Source organism: Pluralibacter sp. (assembly GCF_019237635.1).
Lineage (GTDB): Bacteria > Pseudomonadota > Gammaproteobacteria > Enterobacterales > Enterobacteriaceae > Enterobacter_B.
The window spans coordinates 1-17,044 of sequence record NZ_JAFAGS010000084.1; the positions used below are offsets into that span (position 1 = coordinate 1).

The window sequence follows — 17,044 nt, forward strand, 5'->3', positions numbered from 1 at the left end:
GGCTTATTGCGCCTGGCTTTCGGGTCGGGTACGACGTCACATCCCTGTGCCGCGCACCCTCCGCCCGCTCCCGGCGGGCGGCCCCGGCCAGTCGCAAACGCCTCGGCGGTTTTCAGCCGGACCTCCCGTCTCCTCCGGCTTCTTCTCTGCCTGAACGGGGCACGGGTGTTGAGTCCCCGCTGAAATCGGCGAACCGGAGACCGGATGACAAGGTCTGGACGCCAGGGAAGGCGGCCAGAGGCGACATGAGACAGGACAAAATTGCCAGGAGCAATTTTGAACAGCGCTTGCGCTGGCCCCGAAGGGGCGAGTCCCATGGATGGGACGAGTAATCACGAATGGAGCCGACCGCAGGCAGAGGGTCGGGAGGTGAGCGTAGTGCGAAGCACCGATTTCGTTGCGGGGCCACGGGGATTGACAAGGGGGCCGTGGTGGCCCCTTTGTCCCGTTCACAGGATGTGAATTATCAGAATTAGACGGTCATACAGTGAACGGAATGACCCGCAGTGCTTAACTGACAAGCATTAAGCCCCGCGGCTGCCTTCTTCATCTCTGGCATTACAGCGCCAGCAGCTTATCCAGCGACGGTGCGAAGTAGTAGCCGCCCGTTACCGGCTTCGTGAAGCGCAGCATTGCATCGTGCTTACCATCGGTATCGCCGAACATGCTCAGCAGCTGCTGCTCAATGTTGTGCAGACGGGCGCAGTAGGCGCAGAAATAGAGGCCATGCGTCCCGCTGGCGGTGCCGTACGGCAGGCTCTGGCGCACAATCTTCAGCCCTTTGCCGTTCTCTTTGAGGTCGACGCGGGTCAGATGCGAGGTGTCAGGGCGCTCATCGCCATCAATCTCTTCATTGGCGACTTTGGTGCGGCCAATCATCATTTCCTGATCGTGAACGCTCATACGGTTGAGCTGCTTCAGGTTATGCTCCCAGCGTTGCACGAACACATAGCTACCGCCTGCGTCTGGGCCGTCGGCGATCACCGCCACTTCACGGCGCGTCTCAACGCCTGCCGGGTTTTCGGTGCCGTCGACAAAACCGCTGAGGTCGCGTTCTTCCACCCAGCGGAAGCCGTGGACCTCTTCTTTCACCTCAATGGCGTCGCCAAACGCCGCCATTGCCGCCTGAGCGACAGAGAAGTTCACGTCATGGCGCAGCGACAAAATGTGGATCAACACATCGTACTGCGTCGCCGGCGCGAGGCCTTTGCCGTAGGGCGTGAAGTCTTTTAGCTCTTCGGCGCCTGTGCCGCCGCTAAGCGCGCGCCAGGTATCGTGACCGAACGCCACCACGGCGCCCAGGTCGGCATCGGGGAATTGCGCTTCAAAACCGGCCAGCTTATCGGCAAACACCTTGCTGCATTCACGCAGGGCATTTACGTCCCCTTTTACATTGGCTTCAATCCAAATCGCCGCACGGCAATGTTCCGGCAAAATGCCGCTCTGAACCTGAGACATCGCTCCTCCTGAAAAAAGATGCCACGACATCGTGGCATGAATATGACGTAGTCTACCCGCTTTTTACGCGCAGCGGTTTGTTCCCGGGCAAATTAACGACGCCAGATAATTTTGCTGACTTTCCAGTTTTTCAGCGTGTCGTCCGGCGGCATCAGCTCAACCGGGCCGCTCCAGCTGCCGGTGAACAGGTAGCTGATATGCTGGCTGTCTTTCGCTTTACACTCAACGCCTGCGGCGTCATCGCCGCTGCCTTTCTGGCAATTGCCGAACGCTTTGCTGTAAATCGCGCTAAACGGCGTACCGACGTTGACGCCTTCCGGCGCGGATATCTTGCTGTCCAGGACGTCGATGCGGCTCACGCTACCCGCGTCGCCGTTAATCACCAGCGCCACGGCGTCGCCCTTCATCACCTCAAAATAGCGAACCACCGCGCCGTTATCCGTTTTCATCCCGCTACGCAGGCGATAGTCGCCGTTAAGCGCGTCGCTGATGGCTTTTTCATCAAGCGGCGTCGAGGCGGTCAGGTCGCCTACGCCCTTTTCGCTCACCGCGGCGGAAGAACCAAACCAGTTCCATGGGTACGCCGCAGACCAGTTAATCGCGCTGAGCGTAGAACAGCCGGTCAGCGCCAACGGCAGCGCGCATAACAGTATACGTATCGATTTCATTCCAGATCCTTTCATATCAAAGCAACGCCTGTTGGAGTGCAAATCTGAAAAAAAGTGCACTTTGCATGCCGATGTTACTGAAAACAGGCGCGTAAACGGCGGCTGCTCAGGAGCCACCACAGGGCAAAACCATCAAGCATCACCAGCGTCACACCGATGCCGGTCAAGGGATCGCCTGCCAGCCACAGCAACGGCTGCCAGAGCAGCAGCGCGGTCTGGGCCGCCACCAGCAGCCAGCGCATCAGCGCCCACAGGCGGGAGAAAAAGTGGCGTCGTCCGCTTAGCAAAAATGTCGCCACGGCCGGAATGCCAGGCAGCAGACCGAGCCAGAACATATCATGGTCGGGATAGAACAGGTTGAGCAGCGTGTCTCCCTGCTGACGCGAGGCGGCGGCCATCACGAACAGCACCCAGGTTCGCGCCTGAAGCAGCAGAATGCACCAGAACAACACCGGCAGCCGTAGCCGACCGAGATTATCGTAATCGTCGGGGAAAAACTCAGTATTCTTCATCTTCAATCAGGCGTTTGCCCAGCACGTCAACGTCTGAATGCTCATAGCCGAGGCGCTCGTACATCCCCTGCACAATGTCATTATCTTCGCGAACCATAATTTGAATTTTCGGGCAGCCGCGCGCGATAAGCTTTTTCTCCAGCCGGTTAAGCAGCGCGTTGGCAATGCCGCGGCCCCGGTACTCCGGATGTACGCCGAGATAGTACGCCGACCCGCGATGACCGTCATAGCCGCCCATCACTGTCCCGACCACCTCGCCGTTGACCTCGGCTACCAGGAACAAACTGACGTCGTGATTCACTTTACGTTCGATATCCATTTCGGGGTCATTCCACGGGCGCAGCAGGTCGCAACGCTCCCACAGCGTGACAACCTCTTCAAAATCGGACTGGCGAAAAACGCGTATCTCCATGGTATTGCCCATCTTTTAAGGTTTAAAAACAGTGATTATGGCGCGATCGTCCTAATTATCCAACATCCCGCGCGTCGACGCGAAAAAAATGGCATAATATTGTATTGTCACGTATTGAAATGAAAAGTAAAAAAATTCTCATCCTGAAACCATCGTCACGGAATACGCGATACGATATAACACAACACATGGACTCCTACTTTTAACGACTCAGGCCGCATGAGCACTTTTAAACCCCTAAAAATACTCGCTTCGCGCCGCCAGGTGCTGAAAGCCGGACTGGCCGCACTGACGTTGTCAGGCATGTCGAGCGCCATCGCAAAAGAAGAAACGCTGAAAACCAGCAACGGTCATAGCAAACCTGCAGCTAAAAAGGCCGGGGCAAAACGCATCGTCATGCTCGACCCAGGGCATGGCGGTATTGATACCGGCGCCATCGGGCATAACGGCTCGAAAGAAAAACACGTGGTGCTGGCTATCGCCAAAAACGTCCGCTCTATTCTGCGCAGCAACGGTATCGACGCGCGGCTGACGCGCACTGGCGATACCTTTATCCCGCTGTATGACCGCGTGGAAATCGCCCACCAGCACGGCGCCGACCTGTTTATGTCGATTCACGCCGATGGTTTTACCAACCCGAGCGCGGCGGGCGCCTCGGTGTTTGCGCTGTCCAACCGCGGCGCCAGTAGCGCCATGGCGAAATACCTCTCAGATAAAGAGAACGCCGTCGACGAACTGGCGGGGAAAAAAGCGCTTGATAAGGATCACCTGTTGCAGCAAGTGCTGTTCGATCTGGTGCAAACGGATACGATAAAGAACAGCCTGACGCTCGGCTCGCATATCCTCAGACAGATTAAACCGGTCCACAAGCTGCACAGCCGCAGCACCGAACAGGCCGCGTTTGTGGTGCTGAAATCGCCGTCTATCCCTTCGGTACTGGTGGAAACCTCGTTTATCACCAACCCAGGCGAAGAGAAACTGTTAGGAACGCCTGCGTTCCGCCAAAAGATAGCCAATGCGATTGCCTCAGGCATCATCAGCTATTTCCACTGGTTTGATAACCAGAAAGCGCACGTGAAGAGACGTTAATGAAACCCGATGCCCAACAGGTAAAAGCGTTCCTGCTCACCTTGCAGGACCACATCTGCCAGCAACTGGCGGCCGTCGACGGCCATGACTTCAGCGAAGACAACTGGCAGCGCGACGGCGGCGGCGGCGGAGGTAGCCGCGTGCTGCGAAACGGCGGCGTCTTCGAGCAGGCGGGCGTCAACTTCTCGCACGTTCACGGCGACGCGATGCCCGCCTCCGCCACCGCACATCGCCCCGAGCTTGCCGGGCGCAGTTTTGAAGCCATGGGCGTCTCGCTGGTTGTTCACCCGCACAACCCGTACGTGCCGACCAGCCACGCCAACGTGCGTTTCTTTATCGCCGAAAAGCCGGGCGCGGACCCCGTCTGGTGGTTTGGCGGCGGATTTGATTTAACGCCCTATTACGGTTTCGAAGACGATGCCGTTCACTGGCACCGCACGGCGCGGGATCTGTGCCTGCCTTTCGGCGAGGACGTTTATCCGCGGCTGAAAAAGTGGTGCGATGACTACTTTTACCTTAAGCATCGCCAGGAGCAGCGCGGCATCGGCGGTCTGTTCTTTGACGATCTGAACACCCCGGATTTCGACCATTGCTTCGCCTTTATGCAGGCAGTGGGCAACGGCTACACGGATGCGTATCTGCCGATTGTTGAGCGCCGTAAAGCCATGGCCTTTGGCGAGCGCGAGCGCGATTTCCAGCTCTACCGCCGCGGGCGCTATGTGGAGTTCAACCTGGTCTGGGATCGCGGCACGCTGTTCGGTCTGCAAACCGGCGGACGAACGGAGTCGATTCTCATGTCGATGCCGCCGCTGGTGCGCTGGGAGTATAACTGGCAGGCGCAAGACGGCAGCCCGGAGGCTGCCTTAAGCGAGTTTATTAAAGTCAGGGACTGGGTGTAGCCAGGGCGTCATGCCCACTGGCGCATCCGCTGATGCAGCGTCAGCGACGGCTTTTCCGCAAACAGCTGCTGGTAGTCGGTGGCAAACTGACCCAAATGCCAGAATCCCCACTGCATCGCGGCATCTTTGACCGTGGCGCTTTGCGACCACGGGCTGATGAGCTCCCGGCGCACGGCGTTCAGACGGATCCGCTTAAGCCATGCGTTTGGGCCAATCCCCAGAATTGCGTGAAACGCGTTTTGCAGCGTGCGGCGGCTGACGTGCAACTGATTGCACAGATCAAGCACCGTCAGCGGCTCCGACATATTTTCCAGCACATATTCGCGGGCGCGCGACAGCAGTCGACGGTAGCTCTGATGGCTGATGCTCTCGGCGGTGGCCATCGGCTGGGCGTCTTCGAGCATCGTTCCCATCGCCAGCAGCAGGTTATCGCCCAGTACTTTGCGCACCCCGCCCTGTTGAAGGTTTTCCGGGTTTTCGCTGAAGGTCGCCAGCGCCTGCTGAACGAAGCGCCACAGCGCGGCTTTGTGCTGCTCTTTAACCTCCAGCGCCGACTGGTTGCGCAGCATATGCAGCACTCTTTCCGGGTTATGTAAGAAGTTGGCCTGACGAGAAATCACATCCTCAGAAATCACCACGCCAAGGATGGTGTAATCGTCCGGTGTGCTCAGTTCGAATTCGGTTCCGCCTGGACGGGTGGCTATCTCGGCGCTGCCCAGACACTGCGTACCGATAAACCCCTGTTCGCCGCGCCTTGTCGGAATACCGAACCAGAATGAATTCGGCCACACCAGGCACGACTGGCGTAGCGCAAGCCCGGTGTATTCACGAAACACCTGAATATCATCAAGCAGGATTTCCGTAAACTCGCCATGAAATTTGCCGGGGTGCAACTGGTCGTAAATCTGCTGCCAGGCAGTGATCGTCAGGGCGTGTTCATACACATCCGTCGTTCGCCGCTGGTGAACATTATCCACTTCCACTTTCGGCGTAAGCTTAACGTCTTCGGGTAACACTTCATGATAAAGATGGTGCAAATCTGCTGTACGGGTCTTTTTCATGATCTTTTAAGCCGGGTGTTTTACCGCACCCGGCACCTCCGACAGGTTAATTTTTTAAGCGATAGCGACTGCTGCGTTTACGCAACGCTCCGTCAGAAAAGAGCCTATCCAGCGTCTGTCTGGCCTTATCCAGCGACCAGCCAAAGTGCGCCGCGACCTCCCCTGCCGTCATTCCCTGACGTACGGATGCCAGCAGTGCCAGTAGCGCCTCGGCAGACTCGGACAATACGGGGCTGTCCGGCACCTTTGCAGGCGGTTGTGGCGCACACTTAAAACCGCCGATCAGCCACTGGGTATCGTCTTCCGGCCGACCGATTTCTTTGCGGCTGATGACGCGACCGGTGCGCTGCGCGGCAGCGCTTCCGGCATCCAGCGCCGCACGACACGCCGCCAGGTCGCCCTCCACCACCAGCGTCAACCGGCCCGGGTCGAGCACTTCATGACTGAGCAGACGTACATTGGCCGCTTTCAGCATGGCGTCAGCCGCATCGACAGCGGCAACCATGCCGTCCACTTCCAGTAACCCCAGTGCATTGATCATCGCGACCTCCATTACGCCCGCTGAACGGGATTACGGGCGATATCAAGCACGGCATCGGTAAAGGCGTTGCAGGCGGCTTTACAGGCGGCCTGGCTACCGGTCAGAAACGCCGCTGAATAGTTGGTTTCTGACGGTGGCGGCACGTAGGTCACCAGCTGTACATCGGCAGATTTCATTGCCGCATCAATACCGAACGTCGCCTCCAGCGGTGGCGCCACCAGATAGGCAATGGGATCGCCCAGCGCGATGCCGGAGGTTGACGAGAGATAAGAGCCGGTACGCGAAACCACATGCGCCAGGAATGCCGTATCCTCTGCATCATTCGCCCACTGGAACGCCGCGCCGCTTTCAATGCTGGCGACCATCGCATCCAGACCGGCGCGCACCTCCGCCGGGTTCGGGCCGCCCAACATAATCAGCACTTCACCGGCGGTCGGCGACGGCCCGTGGGCCGCTCCGGCATACAGCGAGCGGCCATACACCACTTCCACCATCGCCTGTTTTGTCGCTTCGTCTGCGGCAATATACGTGACGTCATCAGAATCTGCCGTGATGAGACCGAGGCTACGTATATGCGGCGGCAATTTAAGCTCGCGCGCGAATCCGTCATTCACCGAGGCAATCACGCGCATTGCGGTGACCGAGGGTCGAATTAAATCTAATGCTGGCATGATGCCTCCTTAACGGGTCATATTGATGCCGGAGGCTTTCTGCTCCAGCATGCGTTTGGCTAAATCCACGATCACGGCGGCGGCCTCTACCGGCGGCGTCCCCCCCTGGTGGATATTGGAAATACAGGTACGGTCGGCCTCAACGGTGGTCGCCACGCGCGGCGAGTAGACGGCGTAGCAAGAGAGACTTTCCGACTGCCCTAGCCCCGGGCGTTCGCCCACCAGCAGAATCACCACTTTCGCGCCGAGGATCTCGCCGATCTGGTCTTCGATTTTCACGCGACCATAGCGGACGAAGAACGGCGTCCCGACCTTCAGTCCCGCCTGCTTCAGGCCCGAGAGCAGCGGCGGCAGGATCTCTTCGTAGTTGGCGGTAATCGCATCTGTAGACAGCCCATCGGACACCACCACCTGCACATCCGGACTCATGACGCACTGCGACTTCAGCGCGTCGATAGCCTCCTGGCTCAGGCGACGGCCCATATCCGGGCGCGTCAGGTAGCGGTTTTTGTCGCTAATTTCCGAACGCACTTCCAGCAACCCTTGGGCCTTCACCCACGCTTCCGGCACCTCTTTCAGGACGGTATCTTTTGAGCGGGAGTGATCGGCCAGGAAACGCAACAGCGCCTGAGTGCGCGGACGCGGCCCGGCACGGCCGGTACAAACGCGCGCCGCGGTACTGCGCTTAAGCTCGGTCAGTACCTCCGCGCGGTGCGGGTTTTCAACGCCAATCCAGGCTTTCGCCTCTGCTGACCCCAAATCCAGCGCGCAGCTTTCCGCGGCGCAAGGCGCTGCACACGGTGTCGCATCGCTGGCGGGTGTTGACGCTGCGGGGGCCTGCGGCTGCCCCATTGACGCCATCACGCTGCGTACAATTTCTTCAATCTGTTTTTGATCCATGTTTGTCATCCCCGCGTCATCAGAAGAACAGTGACGGATCGCCCGCCCGTTTGGTCAGAAGACCGTTTGCCATAATGCCCATCGTTTCCAGCCAACGTTCAAACTCCGGCGACGGACGCAGATTCAGCAACTGGCGTACGGTCGCAGTATCATGGAAGGCGGTGGTCTGATAGTTGAGCATGATGTCGTCGCCGAGCGGCATGCCCATGATGTAGTTACAGCCTGCGGAGGCGAGCAGAATCATCAGGTTTTCGTTGAGGTTCTGGTCGGCATCGGCGTGGTTGGTGTAGCAGCAGTCGCAGCCCATCGAGATGCCGCTCAGCTTGCCCATAAAGTGATCTTCTAAGCCCGCGCGAATAATCTGGCGGTCGTTGTAGAGATACTCCGGCCCGATAAAGCCCACCACGGTGTTGACGAGGAACGGATCGTAATGGCGCGCCAGACCGTAGTTTCGCGCCTCCATCGTCACCTGGTCGGCGCCGAAGTTGGCCCCTGCCGAGAGCGCTGAACCCTGTCCGGTTTCAAAGTACAGGCAGTTTTCCCCGGCGATGCGGTTGAACTCCGCGCCAACGGCACGCGCTTCATCCAGCATCGCCAGCTCCACGCCGAACTCTTTTAAGCCCTTCTCACTGCCGCAGATACTCTGGAAAATCAGCCCGCCCGGCGCGCCGCGGCGAATGGCTTCAATCTGGGTGGTGACGTGCGCCAGCACGCAGCCCTGGGTCGGGATGTTGAATTTGTCGATGACGCCGTACACGGTATCCAGTACGCGGCTTAAGTTCTCGACATCGTCGGTGACCGGGTTGACGCCAATCACCGCATCCCCCGCGCCGAAAGAAAGTCCTTCGTAGATTTGCGCGGCAATGCTCTGCACATCGTCACGGGTGTCGTTCGGCTGCAGACGGCAGCTGAAGGTGCCCGGAATACCGATGGTGGTGTTGGCCTTTTTGATCACCGGCATTTTCTTACCGCCGTAGATAAGATCCGCGTTGGAACAGATCTTCGCCACCGCCGCCACCACTTCCGAGGTTAACCCCTTACGCGTGAAGGCAATGTCATCCACCGTGGTTTCATCGCTAAGCACATATTCGCGCAGCTCGCTGATGCTCCAGTTTTTGATACGGTTATAGGCCGTTTCGTTAACGTCGTCCTGAATCAGACGCGTGACGCAGTCCTCTTCATAGGCAATGACCGGGTTGTTGCGAATATCCGCCACCGTCATTTCCGACAGCACCTGCTTCGCCGCGACGCGCTCCTGCGAACTCAGCGCCGCCACGCCTGCCAGCACGTCCCCCGAACGCAGCTCGTTGGCCTTCGCCAGCACCTCTTTTACATCCTTAAACTGATAAACATTGCCGAACAATGTGGTCTTTAGTTTCATAAGTCGTTCCCTCAGGAAGGAAATGCGAGTGATTTCACCGTCACCGGCACAACCGAGCCGCCAAAAAGAGGCGTACCAATGTCGATATAGTCCCCCGCCCGGACGGATACTTCGTCAATGACCGCCAGCGGGAGTTGCGCTAACTGTGGGCGCAACAGCATGCCCAGGGCTTTACCAAAGTCCTGCTCGGCCACCACCAGCAGGGGATGCGGATTGGGAAAACGCGCGACGAACGCCCGCAGCGCGTCGATGACCGTGAGCAATGCGGCGTAACGCACCGGAAGCGAGGCGGGCAGCGCCAGCACGTAGGCGTCAGTCTGAGGATCCAGGTCAAGCTGCATCAGCGCCTGCTGCCATGCGCTAACCAGGTCCGATTCATCCACCGGGATCGCTACCGGCAGATTGCGCAGCGGCAGTTGAACCCCCTCCAGCCAGATGGTGCTGCCCGACAACGACAGCGTATGCGCCCCGGCGCCGATCACCGTGGCGCGCACGGTTTGCGCCGGAAACTGCACGTTCATGTCCCGCAGGCGCGGATGTTCATGCAGCGCAGTGGCCAGCAGCGGTCCGATATCGGAAAAGCAGAACGGGTCGGCAGGCTGATGGCGATAGCACTCGCCGACACCGCCGGAAAGCGTGATGACATCAGGTTTGTGACCTGCGGGCAGTAGCCCGGTCTGCATCAGCTGTTGCGCCAGCTCAGAGAGCGAACCGTCGATAACCTCAACAATGAGGCTCGCCATCCGGCGCGCGACCTGTACCAACTGTGCGGCAGTCAACGTTCGGGCATCGATACCTGCGCCGAAAACCGCATCGACAATCCGTTGTCCGGGCTGATGCGCATAGAGCACGCGCCCCTGACCGTCGGTCTCCAGCAGGCGACCGCCGACGTTCAGGCAGGCAGTGCCGCTGAGCTTTCCGGCCTCAAACAGGGCGTAGTTGGACGTACCGCCGCCGATATCAATGTTCAGCACCCGACACAGCCGCTGCTCAGAGAGGGGTTGCGCCCCAGCGCCATGACCGGCAATCACCGATTCGAGGTGCGGCCCGGCGCTGGCGACGACAAAATCCCCTAACGACTGCGAGAGCGTCATCACCGCCGCCCTTGCGTTGCGGGTTTTCGCGCTTTCCCCGGTGATAATGATCGCCCCGGAGTCCACGGCTTCAGGCGCAATGCCTGCCGCCTGATACTGGGCCAGAATCAGCGCCTTCAGTTCGGCCTCCATCAACCCGCCCTGCTTATCGACAGGGGTCAAGAAGACCGGGCTTTGCCAGCTAATTACGCGTTTGATGAATTCGTAGCGCGGCACCTGCGACACTGCCGCGCGGTTAACCAGGTCCAGGCGTGAGAAGATAACCTGAGTGGTGGTGGTGCCGATATCAATCCCCACGCTGAGTAGCTGGCGCGTGTTCACGATTGCGCCTCCGCTTGCGTGTCTGCCGGAACGTTTTCCTCTTTTGGCACCAGCAGCATGGCTACGCCAATCGCCGTCACGCCGCCGATCAGCTTGCCGACAATCATCGGGAAGATCATGGCGTTCATGTTGGCCGCCGCGAAGCCTAAATGGTCGCCCAGCGCGAACGCGGCGGACACGGCGAAGGCGCAGTTAATCACTTTGCCGCGGGTATCCATCTGCTTCATCATGCCGAACATCGGGATGTTGTTGGCAAGCGTAGCGACCATGCCGCCTGCCGCCATATTGTTGATTTTCAGCACGCCGCCGACACGCATCAGCGGTTTTTCAAACCAACGGGTCAGCAGCAGCACCATCGGGTACGCCCCGAGCAGCACGCAGGAGATAGAACCGATAACCTCAATGGCGCGCATCACCTCGCCAGGCTTGTCGCCAGGGGCCATAAAGATAGGGTCGAGGCCCGGGATAAGCTCCCAGCCCAACAGAAACTTGATCACCGCCGCCGCCAGACCAAGGGTGATCAGCGCCACCAGAAATTTGGCGAAGACCTGAAAGCCGTTAATCATTTTTTCCGGGATGAATTTCAGCCCCAGCGCCACCAGCACGGCGACGATGATCACCGGGATCATGTTCATCAGGATAAGCGCAAAGGTAAACTCCACCGGCTGGCCGTTGATCTCCACGCCGGAGTACATCGCCACTAAGCCCCCCGCGATACAGCCCACAGGAATGGTGACGATGCCCGCCAGCACGCCGAGCGCCAGATAGCGGCGATCAGACGGTTCAATAATGCCGAGCGCCACCGGGATGGAGAACACAATGGTCGGCCCCATCATCGCGCCCAGAATCAGGCCGGAATAAAGCCACGCGGCAACGTCGCCGCCCGCCAGTTCTTTGGCGAGGAAAAAGCCGCCCATATCGCACGCCAGCAGCGTCCCGGCGAACATCGACGGGTTAGCGCCCAGCATTTCATACAGGGGAATAATCACCGGCCCGAGCAGTTTGGCTAATACCGGCGCCAGCGCAGTCATACCGACCATCGCCAGACCCAGCGCGCCCATCGCCATAAACCCTTCTTCAAACTGGCCGCCGGAACCCTCAATGCTCTTGCCAAATTTACCGAGGAAGCGCGCCGAACCGCCGAACTGCGACAGGATCCTGTCCACGGCGGCAATCAGCATAAAGAACATCATGATGTACATGATGATTTCGTTAATTCCCATAGCATTATCTCCCTGTCACCGGAATGACATGTCTATTGTGCCGCCGCGTACAGGTCGACAATCTGTTCCTGCGTGGCGGTTCGTGGGTTGCTGCGTATACAAATATCCATCAGCGCGGCTTGCGCCCATGGGCCGTAGTGTTCAGGTTTTGCGCCAATGTCGCCGAGCCGTCGGCTCTGGCCCACGTCAGCAATCAGTTCGCTGACTGCCGCGATCGCGTCACGATCGTCCGTTTTCTTGTGGGTGAGCGCCCGCCCGATATGGCTGAAGCGTTCGCGGCACACCATCCGGTTAAAGCCCATCACCGTCGGCAGCAGCATGGCGTTCGCCTGTCCGTGCGGAATGTGTAATGAGGCCCCCGGCTGATGCGCCATGGCATGGCACAACCCAAGTCCGGCGCTGGAAAACGCCATTCCCGCCATGCAGGAGGCGAGCAGCATGCTTTCCCTCGCCGCGAGGTCATGGCCGTAGCCGACGGCCTTTGGCAGTGATTTGCCGATCATCGCTATCGCGCCCATCGCCAGGCTATCGGTGAACGGTGTCGCGTTGAGGGCGCTGTAGGCCTCGACGGCGTGGGTCAGCGCATCGATCCCGGTCATCGCCGTAATGTGAGACGGAACGCCTTCCGTCAGAACGGCGTCAAGAATCGCCACATCCGGCATCAAAGACGCATGCGCCAGCACCTGCTTGCGCCCGGTTACCGCATCGATAATCACCGTCACGTTGGTGGTTTCCGAACCGGTTCCGGCGGTGGTCGGTACCGCAATCAGCGGCAGACGCGGGCGTAATGCGCTCTGTTCCGTTATTGCGCCAAGCGTCTGGTCAGGGTTGGTCGCCAGCAGCGCAACGGCTTTTGCCGCATCCAGCACCGACCCGCCGCCGAAAGCCACCACGCCGTCGCACGTCGATTCGCGCAACAGTGCTACCGCCGCACAGACGTCGGTAACGCAGGGTTCGCCCGCCGGACATGGCCAGACCGTCATCGCCACGCCCTTCATCGCCAAGCTGCGTTCAAGCCCGGCGGCCATTCCCGCCTGATGCAGGAAACTGTCGACCATCACAAACAGATGGCTTATGCCCCGGGTTTGCGCCTCCTGGCCGCAGGCGCTGAGCGCGCCGGGGCCGCACAGCGTCACCGGCGGGACGCTGAAGGTTTTCACGCGTTGCAGATTCAGGGTATCGAAGGCCTGAAAGAGCGCCGTCTGGAGCTCAGCTTGCATAGATTCCCTCCGCTTTCGCTTTCCCGCTGTTGGCAATCGCCAGCGGCGTCATAAACAGGCAGTGCTGCGGCAGATGCACCGTGACGTCCGGGAAGCGCTGACGGAACAACGCCTCCACGCCTGGCTGCATACAGGACCCGCCCGCCAGCCATAAATCCGCAATCCCCTGCTCTGCAATATGACGGGCGACGATCTCCGCCATCTTTTCGTACACCGGTTTTACCACCGGCCAGATGTCCTGCGCGTTGCGGCGTTTGAGCTGCTCCGCCTCTTCCAGCGGAATGCGGCGGTTTCCGGCCAGCGTCAGGGAGATATGGTGACCGCCGGTCGCTTCATCTGCCGAGTACGTGACCCGGCCCTGTTTAACGATGGCGATCCCGGTGGTGCCGCCGCCGATATCCACCACGCCCGCGTTATCGAGCTGTAGCAGACTCGCCACGGCGGTCGGTTCATCCAGCACGTGGCTCACTGTAAGCCCAGCCGACTCCAGCACGTTGACTGAAATACGCGGGTCGGTACCCGGCGGAAACGAGGTCGCCGCATGGGTAAAACGGCAGCCGAGCTGGCGTTCGAGCGTATCAAGATGGCGGCGCACGAGGGTGACGGCGCCGAAGAAATCCCAGACGATGCCGTCACGCACGACGTCGGCCCAGTCAAGGCACACCGCAACCGGCTGCCCCTCGCTGTCGACAACCATCGACACCACATCGCAGGTGCCCAAATCCACGCCCAGCCACAGCGCAGATGCGCTGGCGGCGGGCGTCTGGTTGCACAGGGCTGCCGCATGTTGCAGTCTGGAAGTGAGCCATTGCTGCTCGTCGTGCGCCATCTTTCTCTCCTTAGACGATGCGGAATGCATCCACCAGCACACAGCGACGCAGACGCACAAAGGTGCGCGCGCTGGTCACCCCTTCCCCGGTTGGCGTGGTGATGGTCATGGTGGTCCAGCCTTCTCCGCCAAGCCCCAGCCCGGCGATGCACGGCCCGTTTTTGACGAAAATGCTGGTATCAATGGCATTCGCCATCCGGTTCATGTTGTCGATATTGCGCGAGTGCATCGCCGCCGTATGGTGGCAGCCGCCTTCAAGCTTAACCGCCAGCGCGATGGCCTCTTCAACGTTGGCTACCCGTACCACCGGCAGCACCGGCATCATCAGTTCGGTAACGGCAAACGGATGGCTGGCGGCGGTTTCGACGAACAGCAGACGCGTTTGTTCTGGTACCGGAAGATTTATCGCCGCGGCAATCTTGCTGGCGTCACGTCCAACCCAGTCGCGGCTGACGGTGCCTTTGCCATGTTCATCGATATTTTTCAGCAACACCGGCTGGAGCTGATCTGCCTGGGCGGTGGTCAGTTTGACTGCCTGCTGGCCTTCCATCAGGCGCATCAGCTCGTCGGCGACGCTGTTCACCACGATCAGCACCTTCTCATCGGCGCAGATGATGTTGTTATCAAACGATGCGCCTTTGACAATAGACTGCGCCGCGCATGCCAGGTCGGCGGTCTCGTCGACAACAACCGGCGGATTCCCCGCCCCGGCGGCAATCAGACGTTTGTTGGTGTGCTTACGCGCCGCGTCGACGACCGCCTCGCCGCCGGTCACCACCAGCAGGCCGATGCCGGGGTACTTAAACAGGCGCTGAGCGGTTTCGATATCCGGGTTCGCCACGGTCACCAGCAGATTTTCTGGCCCGCCTGCCGCCACGACCGCCTGGTTGAGCAGCGTGATTGCCCGCTGGGAAACGCCTTTCGCCGCCGGATGGGGGGCAAACACGACGCTGTTGCCCGCGGCAATCAGGCTAATGGCGTTGTTAATCACCGTCGCCGCCGGGTTGGTGGACGGGGTCACCGAGGCCACCACGCCCCACGGCGCATTTTCAATCAGCGTCAGGCCGTTATCGCCGGTCAGCACCTGCGGGGACAGACACTCCACGCCCGGCGTGCCGCGCGCCTGCGCCACGTTCTTGGCAAATTTATCGTCGATGCGTCCCATGCCGGTTTCCGTGACGGCAAGTTCCGCTAATTCTCTGGCGTGTTTTTCGCCCGCTTCACGAATGGCGTGAATAGCAAGCTGGCGCATGGCCACGCTCTTCAGCTCCTGCTGCGCCACTTTTGCCGCCGCGACCGCGTCATCCAGGGAGGCAAAGACGCCCATGTCATGAACGGTACGCGCGGGCTGGCTGCTGTCTTTCATCTTCAGCAGCACCGCTTTCACCACCTGTTCAATATCCTGTTGATTCATGATGTTCAGTCCTATTTGTGGAAAATCACCTGGCCGCCAGCCACCGCTTCATCGACGATGCCAATCACGCACAAATCGACAGGTGATGATTCACGCTGATACGCCTGGCGTGCAGAACTGCCGCTGACCAGCAGCACCCACTCCCCGGTTCCCGCTCCGATGCTGTCGATAGCGACAGCACACTGCCCGTCGGGATTTCCCTGGGCGTCAATCATTTCCACCATCAGCAATTTGTCATGCGCCAGCCCCTGATGGCGTACGGTACAAACGATTTGTCCAGTGACAACGGCCAGTTTCATACCCGCCTCCATAGGGTAAATTGTGCTGCGTTCCTGTAGGCCGGATAAGCGCAGCGCCATCCGGCACCACAGTCCTGTTTAGATGTTGCTGTCGCCTTTGAAGCTTATCGGGAACACTTCTTCCAGATCGCCGTGCGGGCGCGGAATCACGTGTACGGAGACCAGCTCGCCAATGCGCTGCGCTGCGGCGGCGCCAGCATCGGTTGCCGCTTTACAGGCCGCAACGTCGCCGCGAACCATCGCGGTGACCAGACCGCCGCCAATCTGCTTCACGCCAACCAGCTTCACGCGTGCGGCTTTCACCATCGCATCAGAAGCCTCAATCAGCGCAACCAGGCCCCGGGTTTCAATCATTCCTAATGCTTCCATTGTGTTTTCCTCTTAATCAAAGGGGTCCAGAACGGGACCTATACAACCAGTGTGTGCGAGTCGCATTCGCGGCTCACGTCAGTCTGGCGCGGCACTGCTGCCACCAACGCCAGTTCAATAATTTCTTGTACGCTACAGCCTCGGGAGAGGTCATGAAGCGGCGCAGCAAGACCCTGAATCAGCGGCCCAACGGCGCGATACCCCCCAAGACGCTGGGCGATTTTGTAGCCAATATTTCCCGCCTCCAGCGACGGAAAGACCATCACGTTAGCCCTGCCCTGCAGCGGGCTGTCCGGCGCTTTTTGCGCGGCGACGTCGGGGACGAACGCGGCGTCAAACTGCAGCTCACCATCCACAACCAGCTGCGGCGCGCGCTCGCGAATCATTTCCGTCGCCTGCTGAACGTTGGCGACATTGGGATGGCGGGCGCTGCCAAGACTTGAGAACGACAGCATCGCCACGCGCGGTTCAACGCCGGTAATGGTCCGCCAGGTGTCGGCGCTGGCGATGGCGATATCCGCCAGCTGCGCCGCCGTCGGCTGCGGCACCACGCTGCAATCAGCAAACCCTAACGCCGTTCCGGCGTACTGCGGCAGCATCAGGAAAATCGACGACAGCGTTTTGCACCCCGGCTGCAGGCCGATAATGCGTAGCCCGGCACGCAGCACGTTGGCCGTTGAGGA

At 59.8% G+C, this 17,044-nt stretch carries 19 protein-coding genes; 2 read left to right on the top strand and 17 right to left on the bottom strand.

All coding sequences use genetic code 11. From position 1 onward, the window contains the following. Positions 1-558 precede the first annotated feature (558 nt). The 4 genes from JO226_RS10315 to JO226_RS10330 all read right to left on the bottom strand — a co-directional run bounded on the left by JO226_RS10315 (position 559) and on the right by JO226_RS10330 (position 3,050). Entirely contained in the window at positions 559-1,458 is a 900-nt protein-coding gene (locus JO226_RS10315; protein ID WP_293561469.1) for a Dyp-type peroxidase, read from the bottom strand. Between the two features lie 92 nt (positions 1,459-1,550). Beyond that, positions 1,551-2,126 carry an RpoE-regulated lipoprotein gene (locus JO226_RS10320; RefSeq protein WP_293561472.1) on the bottom strand — a complete coding sequence of 192 codons (576 nt, stop codon included), beginning with the start codon at positions 2,124-2,126 and terminating at the stop codon, positions 1,551-1,553. Between the two features lie 74 nt (positions 2,127-2,200). After that, positions 2,201-2,638: a DUF2919 domain-containing protein gene (locus JO226_RS10325; RefSeq protein WP_293561474.1), complete on the bottom strand. Its 438-nt coding sequence runs from the start codon at positions 2,636-2,638 to the stop codon at positions 2,201-2,203. Then, positions 2,625-3,050: a GNAT family acetyltransferase gene (locus tag JO226_RS10330; protein ID WP_293561477.1), complete on the bottom strand. Its 426-nt coding sequence runs from the start codon at positions 3,048-3,050 to the stop codon at positions 2,625-2,627. The genes JO226_RS10325 and JO226_RS10330 overlap by 14 nt, the downstream gene beginning before the upstream one ends. Positions 3,051-3,269: 219 nt before the next feature. On the opposite strand from JO226_RS10330, the gene amiA reads away from it, so the two are divergent. After that, positions 3,270-4,139, top strand: coding sequence for an N-acetylmuramoyl-L-alanine amidase AmiA (amiA, locus tag JO226_RS10335; RefSeq protein WP_293561480.1), 870 nt, complete (start codon positions 3,270-3,272; stop codon positions 4,137-4,139). Next, complete coding sequence (gene hemF / locus JO226_RS10340; protein ID WP_293561483.1) at positions 4,139-5,038, top strand: oxygen-dependent coproporphyrinogen oxidase; 900 nt, start codon at positions 4,139-4,141, stop codon at positions 5,036-5,038. The genes amiA and hemF overlap by 1 nt, the downstream gene beginning before the upstream one ends. An 8-nt stretch (positions 5,039-5,046) precedes the next feature. Here hemF and eutR read toward each other — a convergent pair whose 3' ends face one another. From eutR to JO226_RS10405, 13 genes are all read right to left on the bottom strand, one after another. Next, entirely contained in the window at positions 5,047-6,099 is a 1,053-nt protein-coding gene (gene eutR / locus JO226_RS10345; RefSeq protein WP_293561486.1) for an HTH-type transcriptional regulator EutR, read from the bottom strand. Between the two features lie 46 nt (positions 6,100-6,145). Continuing rightward, the gene (eutK, locus tag JO226_RS10350) at positions 6,146-6,640 is read right to left on the bottom strand and encodes an ethanolamine utilization microcompartment protein EutK (protein ID WP_293561489.1); all 495 of its coding nucleotides are present in this window, start codon (positions 6,638-6,640) and stop codon (positions 6,146-6,148) included. Between the two features lie 11 nt (positions 6,641-6,651). Continuing rightward, positions 6,652-7,311: an ethanolamine utilization microcompartment protein EutL gene (eutL, locus tag JO226_RS10355; protein ID WP_293561493.1), complete on the bottom strand. Its 660-nt coding sequence runs from the start codon at positions 7,309-7,311 to the stop codon at positions 6,652-6,654. Positions 7,312-7,320: 9 nt separating this feature from the next. Next, a complete protein-coding gene (eutC, locus tag JO226_RS10360) occupies positions 7,321-8,211 on the bottom strand; it encodes an ethanolamine ammonia-lyase subunit EutC (RefSeq protein ID WP_293561496.1) in 891 nt (296 codons plus the stop codon). A gap of 19 nt (positions 8,212-8,230) precedes the next feature. Beyond that, on the bottom strand, positions 8,231-9,592 hold the full coding sequence (eutB, locus tag JO226_RS10365; RefSeq protein WP_293561498.1) for an ethanolamine ammonia-lyase subunit alpha: 1,362 nt from the start codon (positions 9,590-9,592) through the stop codon (positions 8,231-8,233). A gap of 11 nt (positions 9,593-9,603) precedes the next feature. Further along, positions 9,604-11,007: an ethanolamine ammonia-lyase reactivating factor EutA gene (gene eutA / locus JO226_RS10370; RefSeq protein ID WP_293561501.1), complete on the bottom strand. Its 1,404-nt coding sequence runs from the start codon at positions 11,005-11,007 to the stop codon at positions 9,604-9,606. Next, complete coding sequence (eutH, locus tag JO226_RS10375) at positions 11,004-12,230, bottom strand: ethanolamine utilization protein EutH (protein ID WP_293561504.1); 1,227 nt, start codon at positions 12,228-12,230, stop codon at positions 11,004-11,006. The genes eutA and eutH overlap by 4 nt, the downstream gene beginning before the upstream one ends. A gap of 32 nt (positions 12,231-12,262) precedes the next feature. Next, positions 12,263-13,450, bottom strand: coding sequence for an ethanolamine utilization ethanol dehydrogenase EutG (gene eutG / locus JO226_RS10380; protein ID WP_293561507.1), 1,188 nt, complete (start codon positions 13,448-13,450; stop codon positions 12,263-12,265). After that, entirely contained in the window at positions 13,440-14,279 is an 840-nt protein-coding gene (eutJ, locus tag JO226_RS10385) for an ethanolamine utilization protein EutJ (RefSeq protein ID WP_293561510.1), read from the bottom strand. Before eutJ ends, eutG begins: the two co-directional genes overlap by 11 nt. A gap of 10 nt (positions 14,280-14,289) precedes the next feature. After that, positions 14,290-15,693 carry an aldehyde dehydrogenase family protein gene (locus tag JO226_RS10390; protein WP_293561513.1) on the bottom strand — a complete coding sequence of 468 codons (1,404 nt, stop codon included), beginning with the start codon at positions 15,691-15,693 and terminating at the stop codon, positions 14,290-14,292. An 11-nt stretch (positions 15,694-15,704) separates the two neighbouring features. Then, positions 15,705-15,992: an ethanolamine utilization microcompartment protein EutN gene (gene eutN, locus JO226_RS10395; protein WP_293561516.1), complete on the bottom strand. Its 288-nt coding sequence runs from the start codon at positions 15,990-15,992 to the stop codon at positions 15,705-15,707. Between the two features lie 78 nt (positions 15,993-16,070). After that, on the bottom strand, positions 16,071-16,361 hold the full coding sequence (gene eutM, locus JO226_RS10400; RefSeq protein ID WP_000387720.1) for an ethanolamine utilization microcompartment protein EutM: 291 nt from the start codon (positions 16,359-16,361) through the stop codon (positions 16,071-16,073). Positions 16,362-16,399: 38 nt separating this feature from the next. After that, positions 16,400-17,044, bottom strand: a 645-nt coding sequence (locus JO226_RS10405; protein ID WP_293562826.1) for a phosphate acyltransferase, incomplete at its 5' end; no start/stop codon positions are given.

Bases quoted from the DNA above. Each gene is read 5' to 3' on its own strand.
- JO226_RS10315 (WP_293561469.1), bottom strand. From the start codon at position 1,458: ATGTCTCAGGTTCAGAGCGGCATTTTGCCGGAACATTGCCGTGCGGCG.
- JO226_RS10320 (WP_293561472.1), bottom strand. From the start codon at position 2,126: ATGAAATCGATACGTATACTGTTATGCGCGCTGCCGTTGGCGCTGACC.
- JO226_RS10325 (WP_293561474.1), bottom strand. From the start codon at position 2,638: ATGAAGAATACTGAGTTTTTCCCCGACGATTACGATAATCTCGGTCGG.
- JO226_RS10330 (WP_293561477.1), bottom strand. From the start codon at position 3,050: ATGGAGATACGCGTTTTTCGCCAGTCCGATTTTGAAGAGGTTGTCACG.
- amiA (WP_293561480.1), top strand. From the start codon at position 3,270: ATGAGCACTTTTAAACCCCTAAAAATACTCGCTTCGCGCCGCCAGGTG.
- hemF (WP_293561483.1), top strand. From the start codon at position 4,139: ATGAAACCCGATGCCCAACAGGTAAAAGCGTTCCTGCTCACCTTGCAG.
- eutR (WP_293561486.1), bottom strand. From the start codon at position 6,099: ATGAAAAAGACCCGTACAGCAGATTTGCACCATCTTTATCATGAAGTG.
- eutK (WP_293561489.1), bottom strand. From the start codon at position 6,640: ATGATCAATGCACTGGGGTTACTGGAAGTGGACGGCATGGTTGCCGCT.
- eutL (WP_293561493.1), bottom strand. From the start codon at position 7,311: ATGCCAGCATTAGATTTAATTCGACCCTCGGTCACCGCAATGCGCGTG.
- eutC (WP_293561496.1), bottom strand. From the start codon at position 8,211: ATGGATCAAAAACAGATTGAAGAAATTGTACGCAGCGTGATGGCGTCA.
- eutB (WP_293561498.1), bottom strand. From the start codon at position 9,592: ATGAAACTAAAGACCACATTGTTCGGCAATGTTTATCAGTTTAAGGAT.
- eutH (WP_293561504.1), bottom strand. From the start codon at position 12,230: ATGGGAATTAACGAAATCATCATGTACATCATGATGTTCTTTATGCTG.
- eutG (WP_293561507.1), bottom strand. From the start codon at position 13,450: ATGCAAGCTGAGCTCCAGACGGCGCTCTTTCAGGCCTTCGATACCCTG.
- eutJ (WP_293561510.1), bottom strand. From the start codon at position 14,279: ATGGCGCACGACGAGCAGCAATGGCTCACTTCCAGACTGCAACATGCG.
- JO226_RS10390 (WP_293561513.1), bottom strand. From the start codon at position 15,693: ATGAATCAACAGGATATTGAACAGGTGGTGAAAGCGGTGCTGCTGAAG.
- eutN (WP_293561516.1), bottom strand. From the start codon at position 15,992: ATGAAACTGGCCGTTGTCACTGGACAAATCGTTTGTACCGTACGCCAT.
- eutM (WP_000387720.1), bottom strand. From the start codon at position 16,361: ATGGAAGCATTAGGAATGATTGAAACCCGGGGCCTGGTTGCGCTGATT.